Origin of the sequence: Methylobacterium sp. 092160098-2, from assembly GCF_028920805.1 — a bacterium.
Classification (GTDB): Bacteria; Pseudomonadota; Alphaproteobacteria; order Rhizobiales; family Beijerinckiaceae; genus Methylobacterium; species Methylobacterium fujisawaense.
Genome location: NZ_JAQPZJ010000001.1, coordinates 1,603,373 through 1,621,861, shown reverse-complemented (window position 1 = coordinate 1,621,861; position 18,489 = coordinate 1,603,373). Strand labels below are relative to the sequence as shown.

Below are 18,489 nucleotides of genomic sequence, written 5' to 3'. Positions count from 1 at the left end.
CCGACCCTGCCGCCCTGAAACGTCCGGGCTTGGTCGGCGGGACGGGCCTCACCCGGCCTGGATGAAGCTGTCGAGCACCATTTTCTGGCCGGCCTTGTCGAAGTCAACGGTGAGCTTGTTGCCATCGACGCCCGCGACCGTTCCGGGGCCGAACTTGGTGTGGAAGACCCGCTGGCCGGCCTGGAAGGCCGAGGGCGCGCCCGTCGACTTGGCGATCAGCTCGCCCTCGATCTGGCGGGGTCCGCCGGACTGGCCGCCGGAGCGGCCCCCCGGGCCCGCCGACCGGAAGCCGCCGCCGGACCCGGACCGGCCACCCGGCGCGGTGTTGGCCTGCGCCCGCTGCCAGCCCGGCGTGCCGTAGCTCGATCCGAACGGCGCCGGGTTGCGGTCGAACCGCGAGGCGCCGGCCGAGAAGTGGGCGGGGGCCTCGACCACGTCGACGGCGGTCTCGGGCAACTCGTCGATGAACCGCGACGGGATGGTCGACGACCAGAGCCCGTGGATGCGCCGGTTGACCGCGAAGGACAGCTTCGCCCGCTTGCGCGCCCGGGTCAGGCCCACATGGGCGAGGCGCCGCTCCTCCTCCAGGCCGGCGCGGCCGCTCTCGTCCAGCGCCCGCTGGTTCGGGAACAGGCCGTCCTCCCAGCCGGGCAGGAACACGGTGTCGAATTCGAGCCCCTTGGCGGCGTGGAGCGTCATCAGCGAGACCCGCTCGGCGCCCTCGGCCTCGGAGGCCTCCATCACCAGGGAGACGTGCTCCAGGAAGGCCGCGAGGTCGGGGAATTCCTCCATGGAGCGGACGAATTCCTTCAGGTTCTCCAGCCGGCCGGCGGCGTCGGCCGAGCGGTCCTTCTGCCACATCTCGGTGTAGCCGGATTCCTCGAGGATCGTCTGCGCGACCTCGCTGTGCGGCTGCGCCTCCACCAGTCGCGCCCACCGTGCGAAGCTCTCGGTGAGCGCCCGCAGGGTCGAGCGGACCCGGGGCTTCAGCTCGTCGGTCTCGCACAGGCGCTCGGCGGCGATCCGCAGGGGCAGCCGGTTGGCGCGGCCGTAGGTGTGGAGCTGCTGCAGGGTGGCGTCGCCCAGGCCGCGCTTGGGCGTGTTCACGATCCGCTCGAAGGCGAGGTCGTCGCTGACGTTCACGGTGGCGCGCAGATACGCCAGGGCGTCGCGGATCTCGGCGCGCTCGTAGAAGCGCGGGCCGCCGATGACCCGATAGGGCAGGCCGAGCTGGACGAACCGATCCTCGATCTCGCGCATCTGCGCGGAAATCCGCACCAGCACGGCGATCTCCGACAGGGGATGCTGCTTCACCTGGAGGGATTCGATCGATTCGGCGAGCATCCGCGCCTCCTCCTCGGAATCCCAGGCGCCCGTGACGGTGACGCGCTCGCCCGGCTCGTCGTCGGTGCGCAGGGTCTTGCCGAGGCGGCTCTCGTTCTTGGCGATCAGCCCCGAGGCGGCGGCGAGGATATGGCCGGTGGAGCGGTAGTTGCGCTCCAGCCGCACCACCACCGCGCCGGGGAAATCGTGCTCGAAGCGCAGGATGTTGTCGACCTCGGCGCCGCGCCAGCCGTAGATCGACTGGTCGTCGTCGCCCACGCAGGCGATGTTCTTGCGCTGTTGCGCCAGCAGGCGCAGCCACAGGTACTGCGCGACGTTGGTGTCCTGGTACTCGTCCACCAGGATGTAGCGGAACCGGTCCTGATAATTGGCCAGGACGTCGGGGTTCTCCCGCCAGAGCTTGAGGCAGAGCAGCAGGAGATCGCCGAAATCGACGGCGTTCAGCGTCGCGAGCCGGGCCTGGTAGGCGGTGTAGAGCGCGCCGCCCTTTCCGAAGGCGAACGAGGCAGCCTCGCCCGGGGGCACCTGCTCGGGGCCGAGGCCGCGGTTCTTCCAGCCGTCGATGGCGTGGGACAGGGCCCGGGCCGGCCAGCGCTTCTCGTCGACGTTCTGGTCGGCGATCACCTGCTTCATCAGCCGGAGCTGATCGTCGGTGCCGAGGATGGTGAAGTCGGATTTGAGCCCGACCAGCTCGGCATGGCGGCGCAGGATCTTGGTGCCGATGGCGTGGAAGGTGCCGAGCCAGGGCATGCCTTCGCCGGCGGGGCCGATCAGCGTGCCGATCCGGTGCTTCATCTCCCGGGCGGCCTTGTTGGTGAAGGTCACCGCCAGGATGTCGAAGGGGCGCGCCCGCCCGGTGGCGATCAGGTGGGCGATGCGGGTGGTCAGCACCCGGGTCTTGCCGGTGCCGGCGCCGGCCAGCACGAGGATCGGGCCCTCCGTGGTCTCGACGGCGCGGCGCTGCTCGGGATTGAGCCCCTCGAGATAGCCGGCGGCGTCGCGGCGGAGGGCGCCCATGGCGCGGGCGGTGATGGACGTGGCGGGCGCGCCGTCCCCGGCGGGCTGCGCTTGCGGGTGGTTCTGCATCCCGCATCCCTGGACCAAATCGCGAACGGCGTCGAGGCCGTTCGCGCCGCCGAGGGGGCGCGGAGCCATGAAGCGCGGCTGTCCGCGCCGGGACGATCCGCGCCCTTCGGGGCCCGCGGCCGGCTGCGGGGCGCCGCCGTCTCCCCGGTGGCCGCGGATCGGCACGTGTGTGATCGGGGGCCGACAGCGGCGGCGGAGCGCGACAAGCCCCCTCTCCCGTGCGGGAGAGGGTTGGGGTGAGGGACCAGGTCCTTCCGGAGAAGTCGCATCCCTCACCCTGTCCCTCTCCCGCACGGGAGAGGGGACCCGCGCCCGGTCCGGAACCCCTCGCCCGGGGTGCCGCGGACAGCCGCGCGCACCGCTCCGGACCGTGGCATCGCCGCTGGCGCTCCCGGGGGCTTATCGTGCTATGGCCGTGACAACTGACTCGCGGGGGCACGCGGGGCATGGCGGCACGGTGATGGCGCGGCCTCGCGGAGAGATGGTGCGGAACAGGACCATTGCGTGATCTTCTGACCGCGCTGGCGTGCGCCGTCATCCTGGTTCTCGTGGCGGCGCTCGCCGTTCCGCCCTTCGTCGACTGGCAGGCCCATCGCGCGCTCGTCGACCGGGCGCTCGCCCGGTCCCTCGGCGTCCCGGTCCGGACCGACGGCCGGATCGAGGTCCGGCTGCTGCCCTCGCCGCGGCTGCGCGTGGACCGCCTGCATCTCGGCGCCGATCCGGACCGGCCGAGCCTGGACGCCCGGTTCGTCAAGGCCGAGATCGCCCTCGCGCCGCTCCTGAAGGGCGAGTTCCGCTTCACCGAGACCCGGATCGGCCGGGCCGAGATCAAGCTCCCGGTCGCCGGCCCCGACGCCCTGAAGCTGCCGGCCGATTTCGGTGGCGCCCTGCGCGACCGCGACCTCGCGATCGAGAACCTGCAGATCCAGCAGTTCCTGGTCACCACGCAGGTGCCCGCCACCGGGCGGACCGACCAGCTCTACGTCCAGGACCTGCACCTGCAGGCGCCGGCCCTGGTCGGCCCCTGGCGGGTCGAGGGGACGAGCGGCGGCATCCCGTTCCGGGCGGTGAGTGGCACGCCGGGACCCGACGGGCGCCTCGCCGCCAAGATCTCCGGCGGCGGCGACGCGGCTCCGCGCTTCGAGGCGGATGCACGCTTCGGCCTCGCGCCGAGCGAAGCCGGCGGCTCCCTGGTCGAGGCCGAGGGCTCGGCGCGCCTCGTCGTCGGGCCGCCGACCCAGGCCGCGGGCGCCTACCTGCCCTTCTCGCTGGCCGGCACCTTCAAGGCCCGGGGCACGCAGGTGCGGTTCGAGGGCGTCGACCTCGCCATCGATCCCGGGGGCCGGAGCCTGCGGTTCGGCGGCACCGGCCGGCTCGATCTGCGCCAGTGGCGCGGCGGCCTGACCCTCGAGGCCCGCCGCCTCGACCTCGACGCCTTCCTGACCTCGGCGGAGGGCCAGAATCTGATCGGCCGCGGCCTGCCGCGCTCGGCCGGCAGCCTGCCGGCCATGCTCGATCTCGACCTCACGGTGGGCAGCGCCGTGCTCGGCGGCGAGGATTGGTCGAACCTCGCCCTCACCGGCACCCTGGAACGGGCCGGCGGCCTGCTGCTGCGCCGCCTGTCGGTGACGGGCCCGGCCGACGCCACCGTCGCGGCGAGCGGGCAGGTCGAGACGGCCCCGTTGCGCTTCACCGGCCCGGTGTCGCTCACCGCCCCCGATTCGGAGGCTTTGGGCCGCTATCTGCGCCGCCTCGGCGCCGAGGGGCCCCTCGTCGCGCTCCTCGACGGGCGCACGGTCGAGGCCGCCGCCGACCTGTCGGCCGCCGCCACCGGCCTGTCCCTGCGCAACCTGCGCCTCGGACTCGGACCGGCGCGGATCACCGGCAACGCCCGCTACACCGCCGCCGAGGGCACCGAGCGCGGCCGGTTCGAGGCCCAGATTCGCGCCAGCGGCCTCGACATCGCCGGCCTGCCGCCCCTCGGGACGACGCTCGGGACCCTGCGCGACACCGACCTCGCCCTGACCCTGGAAGCGAAGGATGTCCGGTTCGGCGCCACGGGCTCCGGCACCGGGACGATCGCGGCGCGGATCCAGTCCGACGGCGCCGGCCTCAAGGTCGACAGCCTCGACGTCACCGATCTCGCCGGCGCCAGCGCCCGGCTGTCCGGCCAGATCGGTGCGGACGGGACCGGCCGCGTCTCCGGACGGCTGAAGGCCCCGGCGGCGGCGCCGCTGCTCGGCCTGCTCGAGCGGGTCTGGGTGGGCGAGATCCGCCTGCTGCCCGCCGTCCTGCGGGACGCGCCCCTCGACCTCGCCGTCACCCTCGACCGGGCGGGCGGCGCGGCCGCGGCTTTGCGGACCCAGGCGCGGGGCAGCGCCGGCGGCGGCACCCTCGACCTGACCCTGGCGAGCCGCGGCACGCGGATCGAGGGCGGCACCGCCACGCTCACCGCGCCCCGGGCGGGGGCGTGGTTCGGCCGCACCGACATCGTTGGCCTCCAGCAGCCCGCCGAACTGCACGTGACGGCCGAGCGGCCGGACGGGCAGGCCCTCGCCCTGACGGCGAACGGCACGGTCGCGGGCCTCCGGCTCTCCACCGGCCGCCCGATCCTGGTCGGTCCCGACTTCGTGCCCACGGGCGGCGAAGTCCGGGCCGACACGGCCGATCTGGCGCCGTTCCTGACGCTCGCCGGCGCCGCGACCCTGGCCCCCGGCGCGTGGCCGGCCGATCTCACCGTCACGCTGTCGCGGCAGCAGGGCGAGGCCGCCGCCGCCATCGCCGGCACGGTCGCGGGTTCGGGGGTGAACGGGACGCTGCTGCGGGCGGCGGGCGGCGCCCTGCACGGCCGCCTCGCCCTCGACCGCCTGTCCGTGCCGCAGCTCGCCGCCGCCCTGGTGATCCCGCCGGGGGCGAACGGCACGTTCGGGCCGCCGACGGCCCATCCGGCCCTGTCCCTCGACGCCCGCGTCGCCAGCCTGGATCTCGGGCGCGGCCTCGTCGCCACGGAGGCGACGGCCGCCCTGGGCCTCACCGATGGGAACCTGATCCTGCGGGACCTGTCCGGCAAGCTCGCCGGGGGACGGCTCGTGGGTTCGGTGACGATCGCCCGTCTCGGGGCCGGCGCCGCGGTCTCCGGCTCGGGCAGCCTCGACGGTGCGGCGCTCCCGACGCTGGCCGGCGGCCCGATCGGCGGCCGCCTGAGCGCCGATCTGCGGTTCGCCGCCACGGCCGAGACCCTGCCGGGCCTCGCCGACAGCCTCTCGGGCAGCGGCGCGCTCACCCTGACCGATCTGAGCCTGCCCGCGGCCGATCCCGCGGCCCTCGGCCGGGTGCTGGCCCGGGCGGCCGAGATGGACGACCCGCTCCGCGAGGGGCGGCTCCAGGCCCTGGTCACCGAGGAACTCGCCCGGGGCGGCGGGCAGGCGCGGGGATCCGCCCGGGCCGCCGCCACCATCGTGGGCGGCGTCCTGCGGGCCGGGCCGTTCGACCTCGATCTCGGCCCGGCCCGCTGGGCCGGCACCGTCGGCTACGACCTGCGCGCCGGCCGCCTCGACGTCCGCGGCACGCTCGTGGGCGGCCCGGTCCCCCGGGGCTGGAATGCCGGCCCGCCCGCGGTCCAGTTCGGCCTGACCGGGCCCCTCGGCGCGCCGGAGCGCGTACTGGACGTCGGCACCCTGTCGAACGGCCTCGCCGCCTTCGTGCTGCAGCGCGAGCTGGAGACGATCGAGCTGACCGAGGCCGACCAGGTGGAGCGGCAGCGCCGCCGCGCCCGGATCGAGATGGACCGGGCCCGCGCGGCGGCTCTCAAGGCCGCGGCCGAGAAGGCTGCCGCCGAGAAAGCGGCTGCGGAGAAAGCCGCCGCGGAGAAGGCCGCCGAGGAGGCGGCGAAGCGGGCCCGCAATCCGGACGAGGGGATCGCCCAACCGCCGGCTCCCGCCGAGGTCCGACCATGAGGCCGGCCGCATCCTGAGGCAGCTCCCATCTCCGTGGGACCGGCCCCTCTGAACGCCTCAGGCGCCGCGCCCCGTCATGGCCCCGTCATCGCCGTCATGGGCCATGCGCCCGCACGGACGACGGCGCTCAAGCCTTCCCCACCGCCATGAGCGCGAAGGCGTAGATCAGCGCCACCTCCTCCAGCCGGTCGAACCGGCCGGCGGCGCCGCCGTGGCCTGCCTCCATGTTGATCCGCAGGAGCACCGGCCCGCCGCCCGTCATGGTGGCGCGCAGCCGCGCGACCCACTTGGCCGGCTCCCAGTAGGTGACGCGCGGGTCGGTGAGCCCGCCGAGCGCCAGGATCGCCGGATAGTCCTTGGCGGCGACGTTGTCGTAGGGCGAGTACGACAGGATTGTCCGGAAGGCGGCCTCGCTCTCCCCCGGGTTGCCCCATTCGGGCCATTCCGGCGGGGTCAGGGGCAGCTCCGCGTCGAGCATGGTGTTGAGCACGTCGACGAAGGGGACGTCGGCGACGATTCCGGCGAACAGCTCCGGCGCGAGGTTGGCCACCGCCCCCATCAGCATCCCGCCCGCCGATCCGCCATGGGCGACGATGCGCTTCTCGGCGGTGTAGCGCGCCGCGATCAGGGCCCGGGCGCAGGCGATGAAGTCCGTGAAGGTGTTGGGCTTCTTCTCGCGCTTGCCGTCGAGGTACCAGCGCCAGCCCTTCTCGGTGCCGCCGCGGATATGGGCGATCGCGTAGACGAAGCCGCGGTCGACGAGGCTCAGCAGGTTCGTGCGGAACGCCGCCGGCATCAGCGTGCCGTAGGAGCCGTAGCCGTAGAGCAGCAGCGGCGCGCTGCCGTCGAGGACGAGATCCCGCCGGTGCAGCAGCGAGATCGGCACCTGCGCGCCGTCGGGCGCGGTGGCGAAGAGCCGCCGGGTCACGTAGGCGGCCGGATCGTGGCCGCTCGGCACCGCCTGACGCTTGCGCAGGACCCGCGTGCGGGCCGCGCAGTCGTAGTCCCAGGTCTCCGACGGGGTCGTCATCGACGCATAGACGAAGCGGATCGTGGCCGTGTCGAAGGCGAGGCCGGCGCGCAGGCCGAGGGAATAGGCTTCCTCCTCGAAGGCGACCGTGTGCTCGGCGCCGTCGGCCAAGTCGCGCACGACGATCCGCGGCTTGGCGTTCTCGATCTCCAGACGGATCAGGTGGCCGGTGAGCAGGTGCAGGTGGCGGATCATCACCCCGGCCCGGTGCGGCACGAGGTCGGTCCAGTGGGCGCGGCCCGGATCGTCCAGCGGCGCGGTGACGATCTTGAAGTCCTCGGCGCCGTCCGCGTTGGTGCGGATGAACAGCCGGTCGCCGCGATGCTCGACCCCGTAGATCAGCAGCGGCGTGCGCGGCTCGACGAGGCGCAAGGGGGCGTCCTCCGCGTGCCGGTCGAGGAGCCGGACCTCGGAGGTCTCATGGTCGCTCACCGTCACGTCGAGGAAGGCGCCGGATTGGGTCTTGCCGATATGGACGAAGTAGCCGGCATCGGCTTCCGTGTAGACGGTCTCGTCCTCGCTCTGCCCCGTGCCGATGCGGTGCCGCATGACCTTCGCGGGCCGGTGGTTGGCGTCCACCGCCACGTACCAGAAGCTCGCCCCGTCCGCGGCCCAGACCGCCTCGCCGGAGGTCGCGTCGACCCGGTCGTCGAGATCGAGGCCGGTGGCGACGTCGCGCACCCGGATCGTGTAGAGTTCCGAGCCCTTGGTGTCGGCGCTCCAGGCGAGTCGTTGGTGGTCGTCGGAATGCACCGCGGCGGCGATCTCGAAGAACGGCAGGCCCTCGCCCTCTCGGTCGCCGTCGATGAGGATCGTCTCGTCCGGGTCCGGCCCCGTTTCGGGCACGTCGGGCGACGTGGCCGGCCGCCTGCAGATCAGCGGGTGCTGGCCGCCCGCGCGATGGCGGGTGTAGTAGGCGAAGGGCCCGTCCGGCTCCGGGACGCCGCTCTCGTCCTCCTGGATGCGCCCGCGCATCTCGGCGACCAGCTGCCGCCGCAGCTCCGTGCTCCCGGCGAGCGCCTGTTCGGCGAAGGCGTTCTCGGCCTTCAGGTAGGCGGCGATGTCGTCGGGGAGCGCCGACGGGTCCTTGAGGACCGTCTGCCAGTTCTCGGCCTTCAGCCAAGCGTAATCGTCGGTGATCTCCTGCCCGTGGACGCTGAAGCGTCGCGGCCGGACCTCGGCGACCGGCGCGCCGGACCGGTGAGCGAGCAAGCCGTGGCCGATCTCCGTCATTGTCTCTCCCGTCGGGTCCCGTCACGTTCGGGTGACGGGATGTGTCCCGCCCGGCGCCGGGATGCAAGGCACCCGGGGCGCAGGGCGGCAGGGCGAGGGCTGTGTTGCGGGGCGGAACGGCGCGGTGATCCCGGGATCTGCGTCACCCCGTCGTCCAGGGGCATCCGGGCCGGGCGCACCGCGCCCGGGGTCTGAACGCCATCGGCTCGGCCGTCCGAGCGGCAGAGAGTCTCCGAGAGAGCCGCCGAGAGAGCCACCGCGCCCCGCGGCGTCGCATCCGCGGGGCGATCTCCATCCACCGTCGTCCGTTCAGCGGCTCTTCTTGTAGAGCTTGCTCGCGATCTCGAAGATCTCCTGGGGCGCGTAGTTGGGCGCGAATGCCCCGTAATTGCCGTCGAGCTCGGGGATCTTGCCACCCTCGGGCAGACCGTCCACCACTTCCAGGTTGCCGGGCGGATCGCCGGGCAGCGCCACCTCGTCGTTCGACCACACGCCCGCCGCTTCCTTGTAGTCGTCGGGGCTGAACCGGTAGAGGCGCCGGTGCGAGCCCTCCTGCAGGTATTTCTGGCATTCCGGTATCTTGTCGAGGACGATGTTCGGCGTGGGCAGCATCTTCTCGATCTCGACGCCGGTGAGCTTCTTGAGCGCCAGCGCGTAGGCGTGGGCGTGGACCGAGCCGCGCACCAGGAGATAGCCGCAGACCTCGCGACCGGTCGGGTCCGTCAGGGTCTCGTAGACGCGCAGCTTGTGCAGGCGGGCGCCGCACTCCAAGTGGAAGTTGTGCAGCAGGTCGATGATGATGTTGCCCGTGGTCGTGACCATGTCGACGTTCCACGACTGGGCGTTCGAGTTGACCGGTGTCGCGCCGCCGCCGTTCGACAGGAAGCTGCCGGCCAGCCGGATGTCCTGCATGTCGTGGAAGGGGGCCTTGGAGACGTCGACCTCCTCGGTGTCGTCACCCGGACCGTTGTTCAGCATGGCGATGCCGGTTGAGACCAGCTCGACATGCCCGAGTTCCTCCGCGAAGATGCTCGATACCAGGCTGTAGAAAGGGCGCAGCTTCGATTTGTTGCGGAAGTTGAAGCTTTGGAACATGTAGTTTCCGAGCGTCGACATCTCGCCGTATTTTCCGCCGAGCAGCTCCTGCAGGGCGGCAGCGGCGTTGGGATCGGGCTTCTTCGGCTGGGGCAGTTCAGCCTGAAGGCGGTCGAGCTTCATGAACATGCGAGCAGCTCCGTTTGCGCGGTGTGCGCAAGATGGCATCTGTTCGGACGGATGATTGTTCCTGTCGCCTCGCAGATCGACAGGTGCGGGATCTGGCAATTACGCCAGGCGGGATTACGAATTCCGCCTCGATACGGTGGCAGCTGAGAAGCAGCCCGTCGCATATCCATCCGCACCGGCCGGCCCGCTTTCGCCCCCTGTCGGCCGTGCGGAACGCCGTCGCCGCTTCCGGGGCGCGGCCCCTTGTCGGTCAGCCGGCAGCTTCGGCTTGGAACGGGGCGCGGCCCCTGGCGCGTCGCGCCGAAGGGGGCATCCGCCTCCAACCCATGCCGGCCGCCGGGACGGCCGTCGGCCGAGCCCGAAAGCAGCCCCGCATCCATCAACTTCGGCTCGCGGTGGAAAGCGGCCGCCAGGTGCCGTTCCACACCCGGAATTGCAGACATCACGTCCGGAGCGGACGCTTCGCCCTTCCCGTGAGAGGGTAGATCGGCCCCGATCGCCGAGGCATTCGCGATCGGGCCGGTCCCCATCACCGCCGTATCACGCGCCGGGATTACTGACGGTCGTCCAGCTCCGGCACGCCGCTGCTGCGATCGGCGTAGGCCGCTCGAAACGCCGGGCGCTCCTGCCATCGCCGCCAGAAGGCATCGAGGTGCTCGAACCGCTCGTCCAGCGGCGTGGCGCAGACGGGGAATTTCGAGAAAGCCACCGCCGTCGCCAGCGTGATGTCCGAGAAGGTCGGCGCATCCCCGCCCAACATCCAGGCGCGGCCGTCCGACAGGTGCCGGTCCACGAGCCCCGCGTGAGCCAGCGCCTCCTTGCGGCAGTGCTCACCCCAGGCCGGATTGTGCGTCAGTTCGAGCTTCGGACCCAGCCCACGGTGCAGGACGTGGAACATCGTGGTGATGCGATAGAGGATGTGGACCCAGATGCGGCTGTCCCACATCGCGTCCAGGCCCTGCGCCATTGGGGTTTCGCCCAGGATGCGGCGGCCGGGGAAGGCTTGGTCGAGGTAGCGCACGATGGCGGTCGTCTCGGACAGGATCTCGCCGTCGGCGAGGCGTAGGGTCGGCGTCTCGCCCCAGGGATTCATCTTGAGGTGTTGCCAGCCCCGCTGCTCTCCACCGGGGGCCATGTCGTAGATGACCTCATCGAACTGATCGGCGATGCCCTTCTCGTGCAGAAAGAGGCGCACGCGCTGGGGGTTGGGGAAGGCCGAGGGCGAGGTGAAGAGGCGGGGCTTGTCCGTCATCGTAGCGTCCTCCACGGGCACCTACCGTGCGTCAGGTAGGTGCGGTCGGAATAGGAGCTTCACGCATGGCCTGTCAAAGCCTATCTGGCGTCAGGTAGCAGGGGGGCCGAGATGAGTGGCGACACGATGCGGGACCGGATCATGGAGGCCGCGCGGCTGACCGTGCAGGATCTCGGATACAGCGGACTCAGCTTCCGTGAGCTCGCCAAAACGGTCGGGATCAAGAGCGCCTGCGTATTCCGACGAAGCCGGCCGGGGATTCCGATTTGAAGCCGGCCGTCGTTCCGAGGCGAAGCCGGCCACCATTCCGATCTGAAGCCGGCCGGTGGCGGAGGCGCTCCCGTGGGTCGGAGGTGAAGATCACGGGGTCGGTTCAGCAGGTCAAGCGGTAGGTTCGGCCGCCTTGATTTTGCGTAGGCTCTCGCCGGCGAGTTCGATGCGGTGAGCGTTGTGCAGCAGCCGGTCGAGAACGGCGTCAGCGAGCGTGGGGATGCCAATGATGTCGTACCAGCGGTCGACCGGCACCTGGCTGGTGATCAGGGTCGCGCCAGTGTCGTAGCGATCCTCGATGATCTCCAGGAGGTCGCGCGCCTGCTCGGGCAGGAGTGGCTCGGGTCCCCAATCGTCGAGGATCAGGAGGTTCACGCGCGCGATCTGGCGCAGCATCCGGCCATAGCGACCATCGCCGCGCGCCAAGCTGAGAGCCGCAAACAGGCGCGGGACCCTGTAGTACAGCACCGAGAGGTCGTCTCGGCAGGCCTTGTGCCCGAGCGCGCAGGCCAGCCAGCTCTTGCCCACGCCGCAGGGGCCGGTGATGACGAGATTACGCCGGGTCCGGATCCAGTCGCCGGTGGCGAGCTTGAGGAACAGCGCACGGTCGAGGCCGCGATGGCTGCGGTAGTCGACATCCTCGATGCTGGCGGGATGGCGCAGGTGCGCGGCCCGGGCGCGGGTCTCGAAGCGCTTCTGCCGACGGGCGGTGGCCTCGTGTTCGAGCAGCAGTCCGAGCCACTCGGCGTGCGAGAGCGCGCCGGCTTCTGGGTTGGCATCGAGCGTCTTGAAGCCCGAGGCCATGCCGGTCAGGCCGAGCTCGCGCAGGAGATCGAGGGTGGGATGGGTGAGCATCGTCGTCTCCGTCAATGGAAATAGCGCGGGCCGCGCAGGTTGGGGTGGAGCAGGACGGGAGCGGCCTCGGCAGACGGCGCGGTGCGGTCGAGGCTGTTGGCCAGGATCGAGGCGATGCTCTTGTAGGTGAGCGCACCGATGGCCACGGCCCGGGCCGAGGCAGCCTCCGCCCGGCCGGGGGCGAGCCCGCGATAGAGGCGCAGGATGCCCAGGCAGGTCCGGAAGCCCTGCTCTGGGTGAGGACGGTCGTGGAGGATGGCTACGACGAGACCCTCGGTCTCCGGGCCGATGCCGCGTGCCCAGCGCCGGAAGCGCTCGGGGCTCCACTCGGCGTAGCGCCGATGCGCGCTGGGCATGTGCTCGGGATCGGTGCCGTGCCGCTGGCCGGCATAGCGACGCTCATGGGCGGCGACGCGCTGACCGCGGTGGAACACCTCGACGGTGCGCGCGGTGATGCGGAGGTCGACCTGCTCGCGGATCAGGGCGTGGGGCACCGAGTACAGGAAGCCGGCCGCCTCGACGTGATAGTCGAGATTGACCCGAGCCAGCCGCCACTCGGCGAAGGTGTAGTCTTCCACCGTCAAGGGACGGAGCGCCGCCCGCTCGATCGCCTCGAACAGGGCGCGCCGGGTCGTGCTGAGCCGGCGCATGAGGTGGGCGTTGATGCGCTCCACCATCACGGCGATGGCGGCGTTGCATTCGGCGAGTGAGAAGAACGTCTGTCGACGTAGCCGTCCGAGGATGTAGCTCTGGGCAAAGCGGACGCCGGCCTCGACCTTGGCCTTGTCGCGCGGCTTGCGGGGCCGGGCTGGCAGGATGCCGACGCCGTAATGGTCGGCCATCATGCCGTAGGAGCGGTTGATCTCCGGGTCGTAGAACGAGGCCTTGTGGACGGCACTCTTGAGGTTGTCCGGGACGACGAGGCGGGGGACGCCGCCGAGGAAGCGGAACAGGCGGACGTGCGCGCCGATCCAGTCGGGCAGCGTCTGCGTCCAGGTCGCCTCAGCGTAGGTCAGGCTCGACGCGCCCAGCACCGCGACAAAGATCTCGGCCTCGCGCACCACACCGGTGGCCGGATCGACGATGGCGATCCGCTTGCCGGAATAGTCGACAAAGACCTTGTCGCCGGCCGCATGGTGCTGGCGCATCACCGGGGTGAGGCGGCGCTCGAACTCGCGGTACAGGTCGCAGAACCGGGAATAGCCGTATCCCTCGGGATGAGCCTCCCGGTACTCCTCCCACAGCACCGTGAGGTTGACTCCAGGCCGGCGCATCTCTCGGACCAGCGACGGCCAATCTGGCTCGGCTAACCGTCGAAGGCCCTGCTTCACTCCGGCTCGGGCGAACAGGCGCTGTTCCAGAACCGTGTCGCCGACCTCGGGGCCGAGTGGCCAGGTCAGGCCGGCAGCGCTGGCTCGGCCGAGGTTGTCCTGCACGGTGGAGCGGGCGATCCCGAGGGTTCGTCCGATCTCACGCGCGCTCACCCCCTCATGGGCGAGCCGCAGCATCTGTCTGATCTGTCGCATGGTCAGCTCTCTCCTGGCCGGCATCCCATCCTCCTCGTGGTCGAGGACTGGGATGCCGCGGTTGCTGACCCACGGGGATGCGCCGTCGCCGATGCCGGCTACCGAGTGGCCGGCTTCATCTCGGAATGGTGGCCGACATCAAATCGGAACGCTGGCCGGCTTCGCGTCGGAATGGGTGGCCGGCTTCCGTCGGAATCCGCAAGAGCGCCAGCATCCACTACTACTTTCCGACGAAGGGTGCGTTGGTCGAGGCGATCGTGAGGCGCTACATCGATCGCTACGAGCGCTACCTCGACGAGGTCCTGAACGACGCCACGGACCGCACGACCGTGATGCGGCGGTACACCGACGTGTTCCGGGACACGTTGCTGAACGGCAATCGCATGTGTTTGGCCGGGATGCTGGCGGCGGAACGGAACGACCTCCCTGCCGAGGTCCGGACCGAAGTCGTCCGGTGGGGCGAGATGAACGAGCGCTGGATCGCGCGGGTGCTGGCCTCGGGGGAGGGGGATGCCCCGGAGGAGATCCGGCGGCGGGCGAAGGCCATCTTCGCGGCGGTATCGGGCGCGCAGATGATCGCGCACGGCCGGGACGAAGTCGCCCACTACACCGATGTCATTGCGGCTTACCGGGAGAGCGGCCTTATCCCGTGACTTGGGTCGCGTATCCTATGACCGGACGCGCCGAGAGGCCGGGGTGGGGCGTCAGCGAGTGGCAAGGCGAGGTCCGCGTCGATGCGTTGCCGTTCGAAAGCGGAGCAGCTGAGATCCACCCAAAGCGGCTATTGCCCTCCCGGCCCGAGTCGGACGTCCGATAGATCTCCGATCTCCCGAGGAGCTGTTCGTCGGCCGTGCGACGAACCCGGCGGGGTGCGCGGGCGGCATCACGCGGCACAACAAGGGTGAACGGCGTCACCTTTGTCCGCGAAGGCGTGGGTGGAGCCTCGCTGCGCGTTTGCCCTGGCCGCGATCAAAAGCTGTAACCGACACGCAGTCGCATCTGATGACGGTCGAAGCTGGACAAATCGAGCGGACCGGGCTCACCCGCCGACTGCCCGGCGATCTGGAAGCTCCAGGTGAATGAGGCCCAGGCATGCGGCGACAGGGTCACATAGGCCGTAGGCCCGAGATACGCGGCCTGACCCGCGAGCCGGTCCAGCGTCAGGCCATCATAGGTCCAGGCATAACGGACCTCGCCGCCGAGGAAGTAACCCGGTTGCACGCGGTAGGCCAAGGCGCCGGCGACCTCGACGCCTGACCCAGCCACGCGCGCGTCCGTCGCGTTCATCCGGACCGATGAGAATGCGAAGCCGACGTTGACCGCAGCGATCAGCATGTCAGGGATGACCTCGCGGTCGGCCAAAAGCCCGACCTCGGTGCCGAAGCTGCTGGCCGGTGCGCCTGATCCCCCGTCTACGGTCCCGTATCCCGGCACGAGGTTGAGGGTCAGGCCGAAGGGCGCGGTGCGGCGGTCCAGCAGACGCAGACGGGTTTCGAGGAAGCCGCCGTTGAACCCGCCCGTGGTCCGGGTCGGGTCGCCGGGCACGCCGATATCGTAGGCGTTGAAGGTGATCCCCGGCGCCAGGCGGAAGTCGCGGGTGAGTGGGACCTTCAGAGCGAGCCCGCTGTCGACGGCCAGGAAACGGCCCAGGCGCTTGCCCAGGCGCCCGCTCGTCTCCCATTCCAGCTCGACTTCCCCGGGTACGCCGAGGTCGCTGCCTTCCGTGAACCCGAACAGATGCTCGCTGTCGAGGTCACCGGGCGTCAGGTTCTCGGCGGCGGTGGGAAGGGTCTGCGCAAGCGCCGGTGCCGTGAGCTGCCCGAGCATCACCGCGAGCCCGCACAGGAGGGGGCCTGACACCGGCGACCGATGTCGGGCGGACGTCTGCCGCATAGCCATGACCCATCATTATAGCCTATGCTATACGTATTAGGCGTTGCGATGACGGGCCGTCAACAACCAAGGCTTACGGAGAGGGGCGGCCCGGCTCACGTGCCTTGCCGCCGTCCGATGCCTTTCACTCAGGCGGTCCCGGACAGGCGCGAGGTTCGTCGGCCGGGGGGAGCGCGACGTCTGCTGCGCCGGCGGGATTGCCGAACGCGGACCGATTCTCAGTGGCCCGGCGCGAAGCTCTTCACGGACAGGAGATCGAGGGGCCGGATGTCGGGCGGGCTCTCCAGCATCTCGTGCTGCAGCGTTCGCAATGATTTGACGATCTGACCGTGGATGTGATCCTCCCGTCCCTCATGACTGAGGAACGTGTCGTAGATGCCGTAGGTCAGGTCGTCGATCTGGAAGGCGTACCAGGTTATCGTACCCGCCTCATCCTCGGCGAATTGCTGCATGTCATGCAGCCACGTTTCCAGCTGCTCCTTCGTCTCCGGCTTTGCCTTGAGCGTGACCAGAAGGCCGACGTTGCGGGGTGAGGTGCGCAGCGTAACCGGGCCCGCGCTGCGCCGAGCCGACGCCTGGGCCGCGCCAACCTTGAAGGCCGCGCCGGGATGATCGTCGCGCAGGCGGCTCTGACCATAGACCCGCTCCCGGGCTGTCTGAGGACGGGCGGGTCGATCCTCCGGGATCAGGCCGCGGCGGCGAAGCTCTGGGGTGATCAGATCCCGAAAATCTTCGAACGTGCCGTAATTCGTCACCCGGGCGATGTTGAATCCATCGACGTCGGCGACGTCGAGCCATTCTTCCAGATGATCGACGATCGTCCTGGGGGACCCGACACAGCTCGCGCTCATCCCGCCCACGCAGAGCCATTCGGCGAGCCGCCGCGGCGTCCAGACGAGTTCGCTGTCCACGCGCGTCAGCATATCGCTGAAGGCCCGGATGCCGTCCCCCTGGAACTGATCGAGGGGCTTGTCCGGATCCGCGCCGGAGAGGTCGATGCCGGTCCAGCCGCCCCAGAGCGCCAGGGCCGCATCGACCTGCGCGCGCGACTTGATCAACGCGAGCTTCTCCTGGGCGGCTGCATCGGTCTCCGCCACGATCGGCGTCAGCATGATGATGATCTTCAGGCTGCGCGGATCGCGGCCCTGCTCCGCCGCCAGCATCCGATACTGATCGACGACGGTGCGAGTGTCCTTGGGATTGGTGCCGATGAGGAAGACCGCCTCGGCGTGGCGCGCGGCGAACTTCCGTCCCCGGGCGGAGGCGCCGGCCTGGAACAGGAAGGGCGTGCGCTGCGGGGAGGGCTCGCACAGATGTGCGCCCGGGACCTTGTAGTATTTGCCGGCGTGCCGAATGTCGTGAACCTTGGAGGGGTCGGTGTAGAGGCCGGTCTCGACATCGCGCCGCACCGCGTCGTCCTCCCAGGAGCCTTCCCACAATTTGTAGCAGACTTCCATGAACTCATCGGCCATGTTGTAGCGCTCGTCATGGGCGATTTGCGTGTCGAGTCCGAGATTGACGGCCGCACTCTGCTGGTAAGACGTCACGATATTCCAGGCGACACGACCTTTCGTCAGATGATCCAAGGTGGTCATCGTCTTCGCGAACTTGTAGGGCAGCTCGTAGGTCAGCGAGACGGTGGCCCCGAAGCTCAGATGGGTCGTGGCTGCCGACATGGCCGCGATGGTCATGAGCGGATCGCCGACCGGCGCCTGCGCGGCCGTACGCAGCGCCGCATCGCGGTTGCCGCCATAGACATCGTAGAAGCCGAGCACGTCGGCGATGAAGAGCGCATCGAACCCGCCCTGCTCCAGCACGCGGGCCAGCTCGATCCAGTATTCAATATCCTTGTAATTGTGCGTCTGGTCTCCCGGATACCGCCACATGCCCGGGTTCTGATGGACGACGCAGTGCATGTCGAAGGCACTGAGGAAGATGTGCGGTCGCGTCGCTCGCTGATCGATCAGCATAATTCTATCCATCGGCCGGAAGAAGGGCGGTGTCGTGGACGGAAGCCGCGCGCGTCTTTGAGGCGGGTCTTGCGACGCTAGATCTTGGACGCGAGGATCGAGATGGCCCGAAAGTCTGGCGGGCCGACGAGGATTTCCTCGCCGATGCGGCTCAGCAAGCGGCCGACCTCCCCATCCAGATGGGACTTGCGTGCGTCCTCGTCGAAGAACGTGTCGAAGATGCCGAAGCGCGTCTCCGAGATGCGGTAGGCGTACCACGTCGCGGTGCCGCCCTCGCGGATGGCGGTCGTGAAGGCGGCGTGGAGCGTCTGCGCGACCTGCTCCTGCTGCCCGTTCTTCGCCTCCAGGGTTACGACGAGACCGTGGGTCGGCCCACGATGCGCTCCGGCAGCCGAGGCTCTGTCGGAGGGAGACGCGGGTTGACGGGTCATGGCGTGGCCCTCCGGCAAGGCTATCGTGCGTGTGCGATCACAATCGACTGGTCTCTGAGTGAGATCGTTTCGCAGTAAGTCCGATTTGATCGGCCTTCCGCTTCTTACATTAGGGAAAGTATTGCAATACGGACCGCGGCATTAAGATTTAAATTTTGCATGTCGGCGGGCGGGATAAAAGACTGCTCTTCAAACGGCCACGGGCGCAAAAGAACGTGCTACGCCGCTGTCGGGCGGGTGCGACGATGCGGATTCCTGCGCCGGTCCCGCAGGCGCCACCCGCGTCGGGCATCGCGACAGCCGGCTCGGGGTGGCGGGCTGGCCGTCGCGACGCCGGCATGGGTGGGGCGGTTGTCGAACCGAGGCCTGCCCGCCGACCAGCCGAGACGGGTGGCTGTCGTGTGGGCCTGCGTCCCGTC

The 18,489-nt window shown here is 70.2% G+C and carries 11 protein-coding genes and 1 pseudogene; 3 read left to right on the top strand and 9 right to left on the bottom strand.

Features of this window, described 5'->3' with window-relative positions; all coding sequences use genetic code 11:
* Positions 1-48: 48 nt before the first annotated feature.
* Positions 49-2,430: an ATP-dependent helicase gene (locus PQI07_RS07640; protein ID WP_274927696.1), complete on the bottom strand. Its 2,382-nt coding sequence runs from the start codon at positions 2,428-2,430 to the stop codon at positions 49-51.
* Positions 2,431-2,930: 500 nt separating this feature from the next.
* Here PQI07_RS07640 and PQI07_RS07635 point away from each other — a divergent pair, with 500 nt between their 5' ends.
* Complete coding sequence (locus PQI07_RS07635) at positions 2,931-6,386, top strand: AsmA family protein (RefSeq protein ID WP_274926376.1); 3,456 nt, start codon at positions 2,931-2,933, stop codon at positions 6,384-6,386.
* A gap of 127 nt (positions 6,387-6,513) precedes the next feature.
* Here the strand turns inward: PQI07_RS07635 and PQI07_RS07630 are convergent, their stop codons facing one another.
* The 3 genes from PQI07_RS07630 to PQI07_RS07620 all read right to left on the bottom strand — a co-directional run bounded on the left by PQI07_RS07630 (position 6,514) and on the right by PQI07_RS07620 (position 11,125).
* Complete coding sequence (locus tag PQI07_RS07630) at positions 6,514-8,649, bottom strand: S9 family peptidase (protein ID WP_274926375.1); 2,136 nt, start codon at positions 8,647-8,649, stop codon at positions 6,514-6,516.
* Between the two features lie 309 nt (positions 8,650-8,958).
* Complete coding sequence (locus PQI07_RS07625; protein ID WP_043355261.1) at positions 8,959-9,873, bottom strand: manganese catalase family protein; 915 nt, start codon at positions 9,871-9,873, stop codon at positions 8,959-8,961.
* Positions 9,874-10,426: 553 nt separating this feature from the next.
* Positions 10,427-11,125: a glutathione S-transferase family protein gene (locus tag PQI07_RS07620; RefSeq protein ID WP_075381235.1), complete on the bottom strand. Its 699-nt coding sequence runs from the start codon at positions 11,123-11,125 to the stop codon at positions 10,427-10,429.
* A gap of 111 nt (positions 11,126-11,236) precedes the next feature.
* On the opposite strand from PQI07_RS07620, the pseudogene PQI07_RS07615 reads away from it, so the two are divergent.
* Positions 11,237-11,362 (top strand): annotated as a pseudogene (locus tag PQI07_RS07615) (TetR/AcrR family transcriptional regulator); the annotation flags it as partial.
* A gap of 144 nt (positions 11,363-11,506) precedes the next feature.
* Here the strand turns inward: PQI07_RS07615 and istB are convergent.
* Positions 11,507-12,250 carry an IS21-like element helper ATPase IstB gene (gene istB, locus PQI07_RS07610; protein ID WP_053608999.1) on the bottom strand — a complete coding sequence of 248 codons (744 nt, stop codon included), beginning with the start codon at positions 12,248-12,250 and terminating at the stop codon, positions 11,507-11,509.
* 11 nt (positions 12,251-12,261) lie between these two features.
* On the bottom strand, positions 12,262-13,800 hold the full coding sequence (gene istA, locus PQI07_RS07605; protein ID WP_053609000.1) for an IS21 family transposase: 1,539 nt from the start codon (positions 13,798-13,800) through the stop codon (positions 12,262-12,264).
* 233 nt (positions 13,801-14,033) lie between these two features.
* On the opposite strand from istA, the gene PQI07_RS07600 reads away from it, so the two are divergent.
* Entirely contained in the window at positions 14,034-14,429 is a 396-nt protein-coding gene (locus PQI07_RS07600) for a TetR/AcrR family transcriptional regulator (protein WP_274926374.1), read from the top strand.
* 316 nt (positions 14,430-14,745) lie between these two features.
* Here PQI07_RS07600 and PQI07_RS07595 read toward each other — a convergent pair whose 3' ends face one another.
* The 3 genes from PQI07_RS07595 to PQI07_RS07585 all read right to left on the bottom strand — a co-directional run bounded on the left by PQI07_RS07595 (position 14,746) and on the right by PQI07_RS07585 (position 18,070).
* A complete protein-coding gene (locus tag PQI07_RS07595) occupies positions 14,746-15,603 on the bottom strand; it encodes a DUF6662 family protein (protein ID WP_236952771.1) in 858 nt (285 codons plus the stop codon).
* 284 nt (positions 15,604-15,887) lie between these two features.
* A complete protein-coding gene (locus PQI07_RS07590; protein WP_342462227.1) occupies positions 15,888-17,639 on the bottom strand; it encodes an LLM class flavin-dependent oxidoreductase in 1,752 nt (583 codons plus the stop codon).
* A 77-nt stretch (positions 17,640-17,716) separates the two neighbouring features.
* Positions 17,717-18,070, bottom strand: coding sequence for a putative quinol monooxygenase (locus PQI07_RS07585; RefSeq protein ID WP_051976024.1), 354 nt, complete (start codon positions 18,068-18,070; stop codon positions 17,717-17,719).
* Between the last annotated feature and the right edge of the window lie 419 nt (positions 18,071-18,489).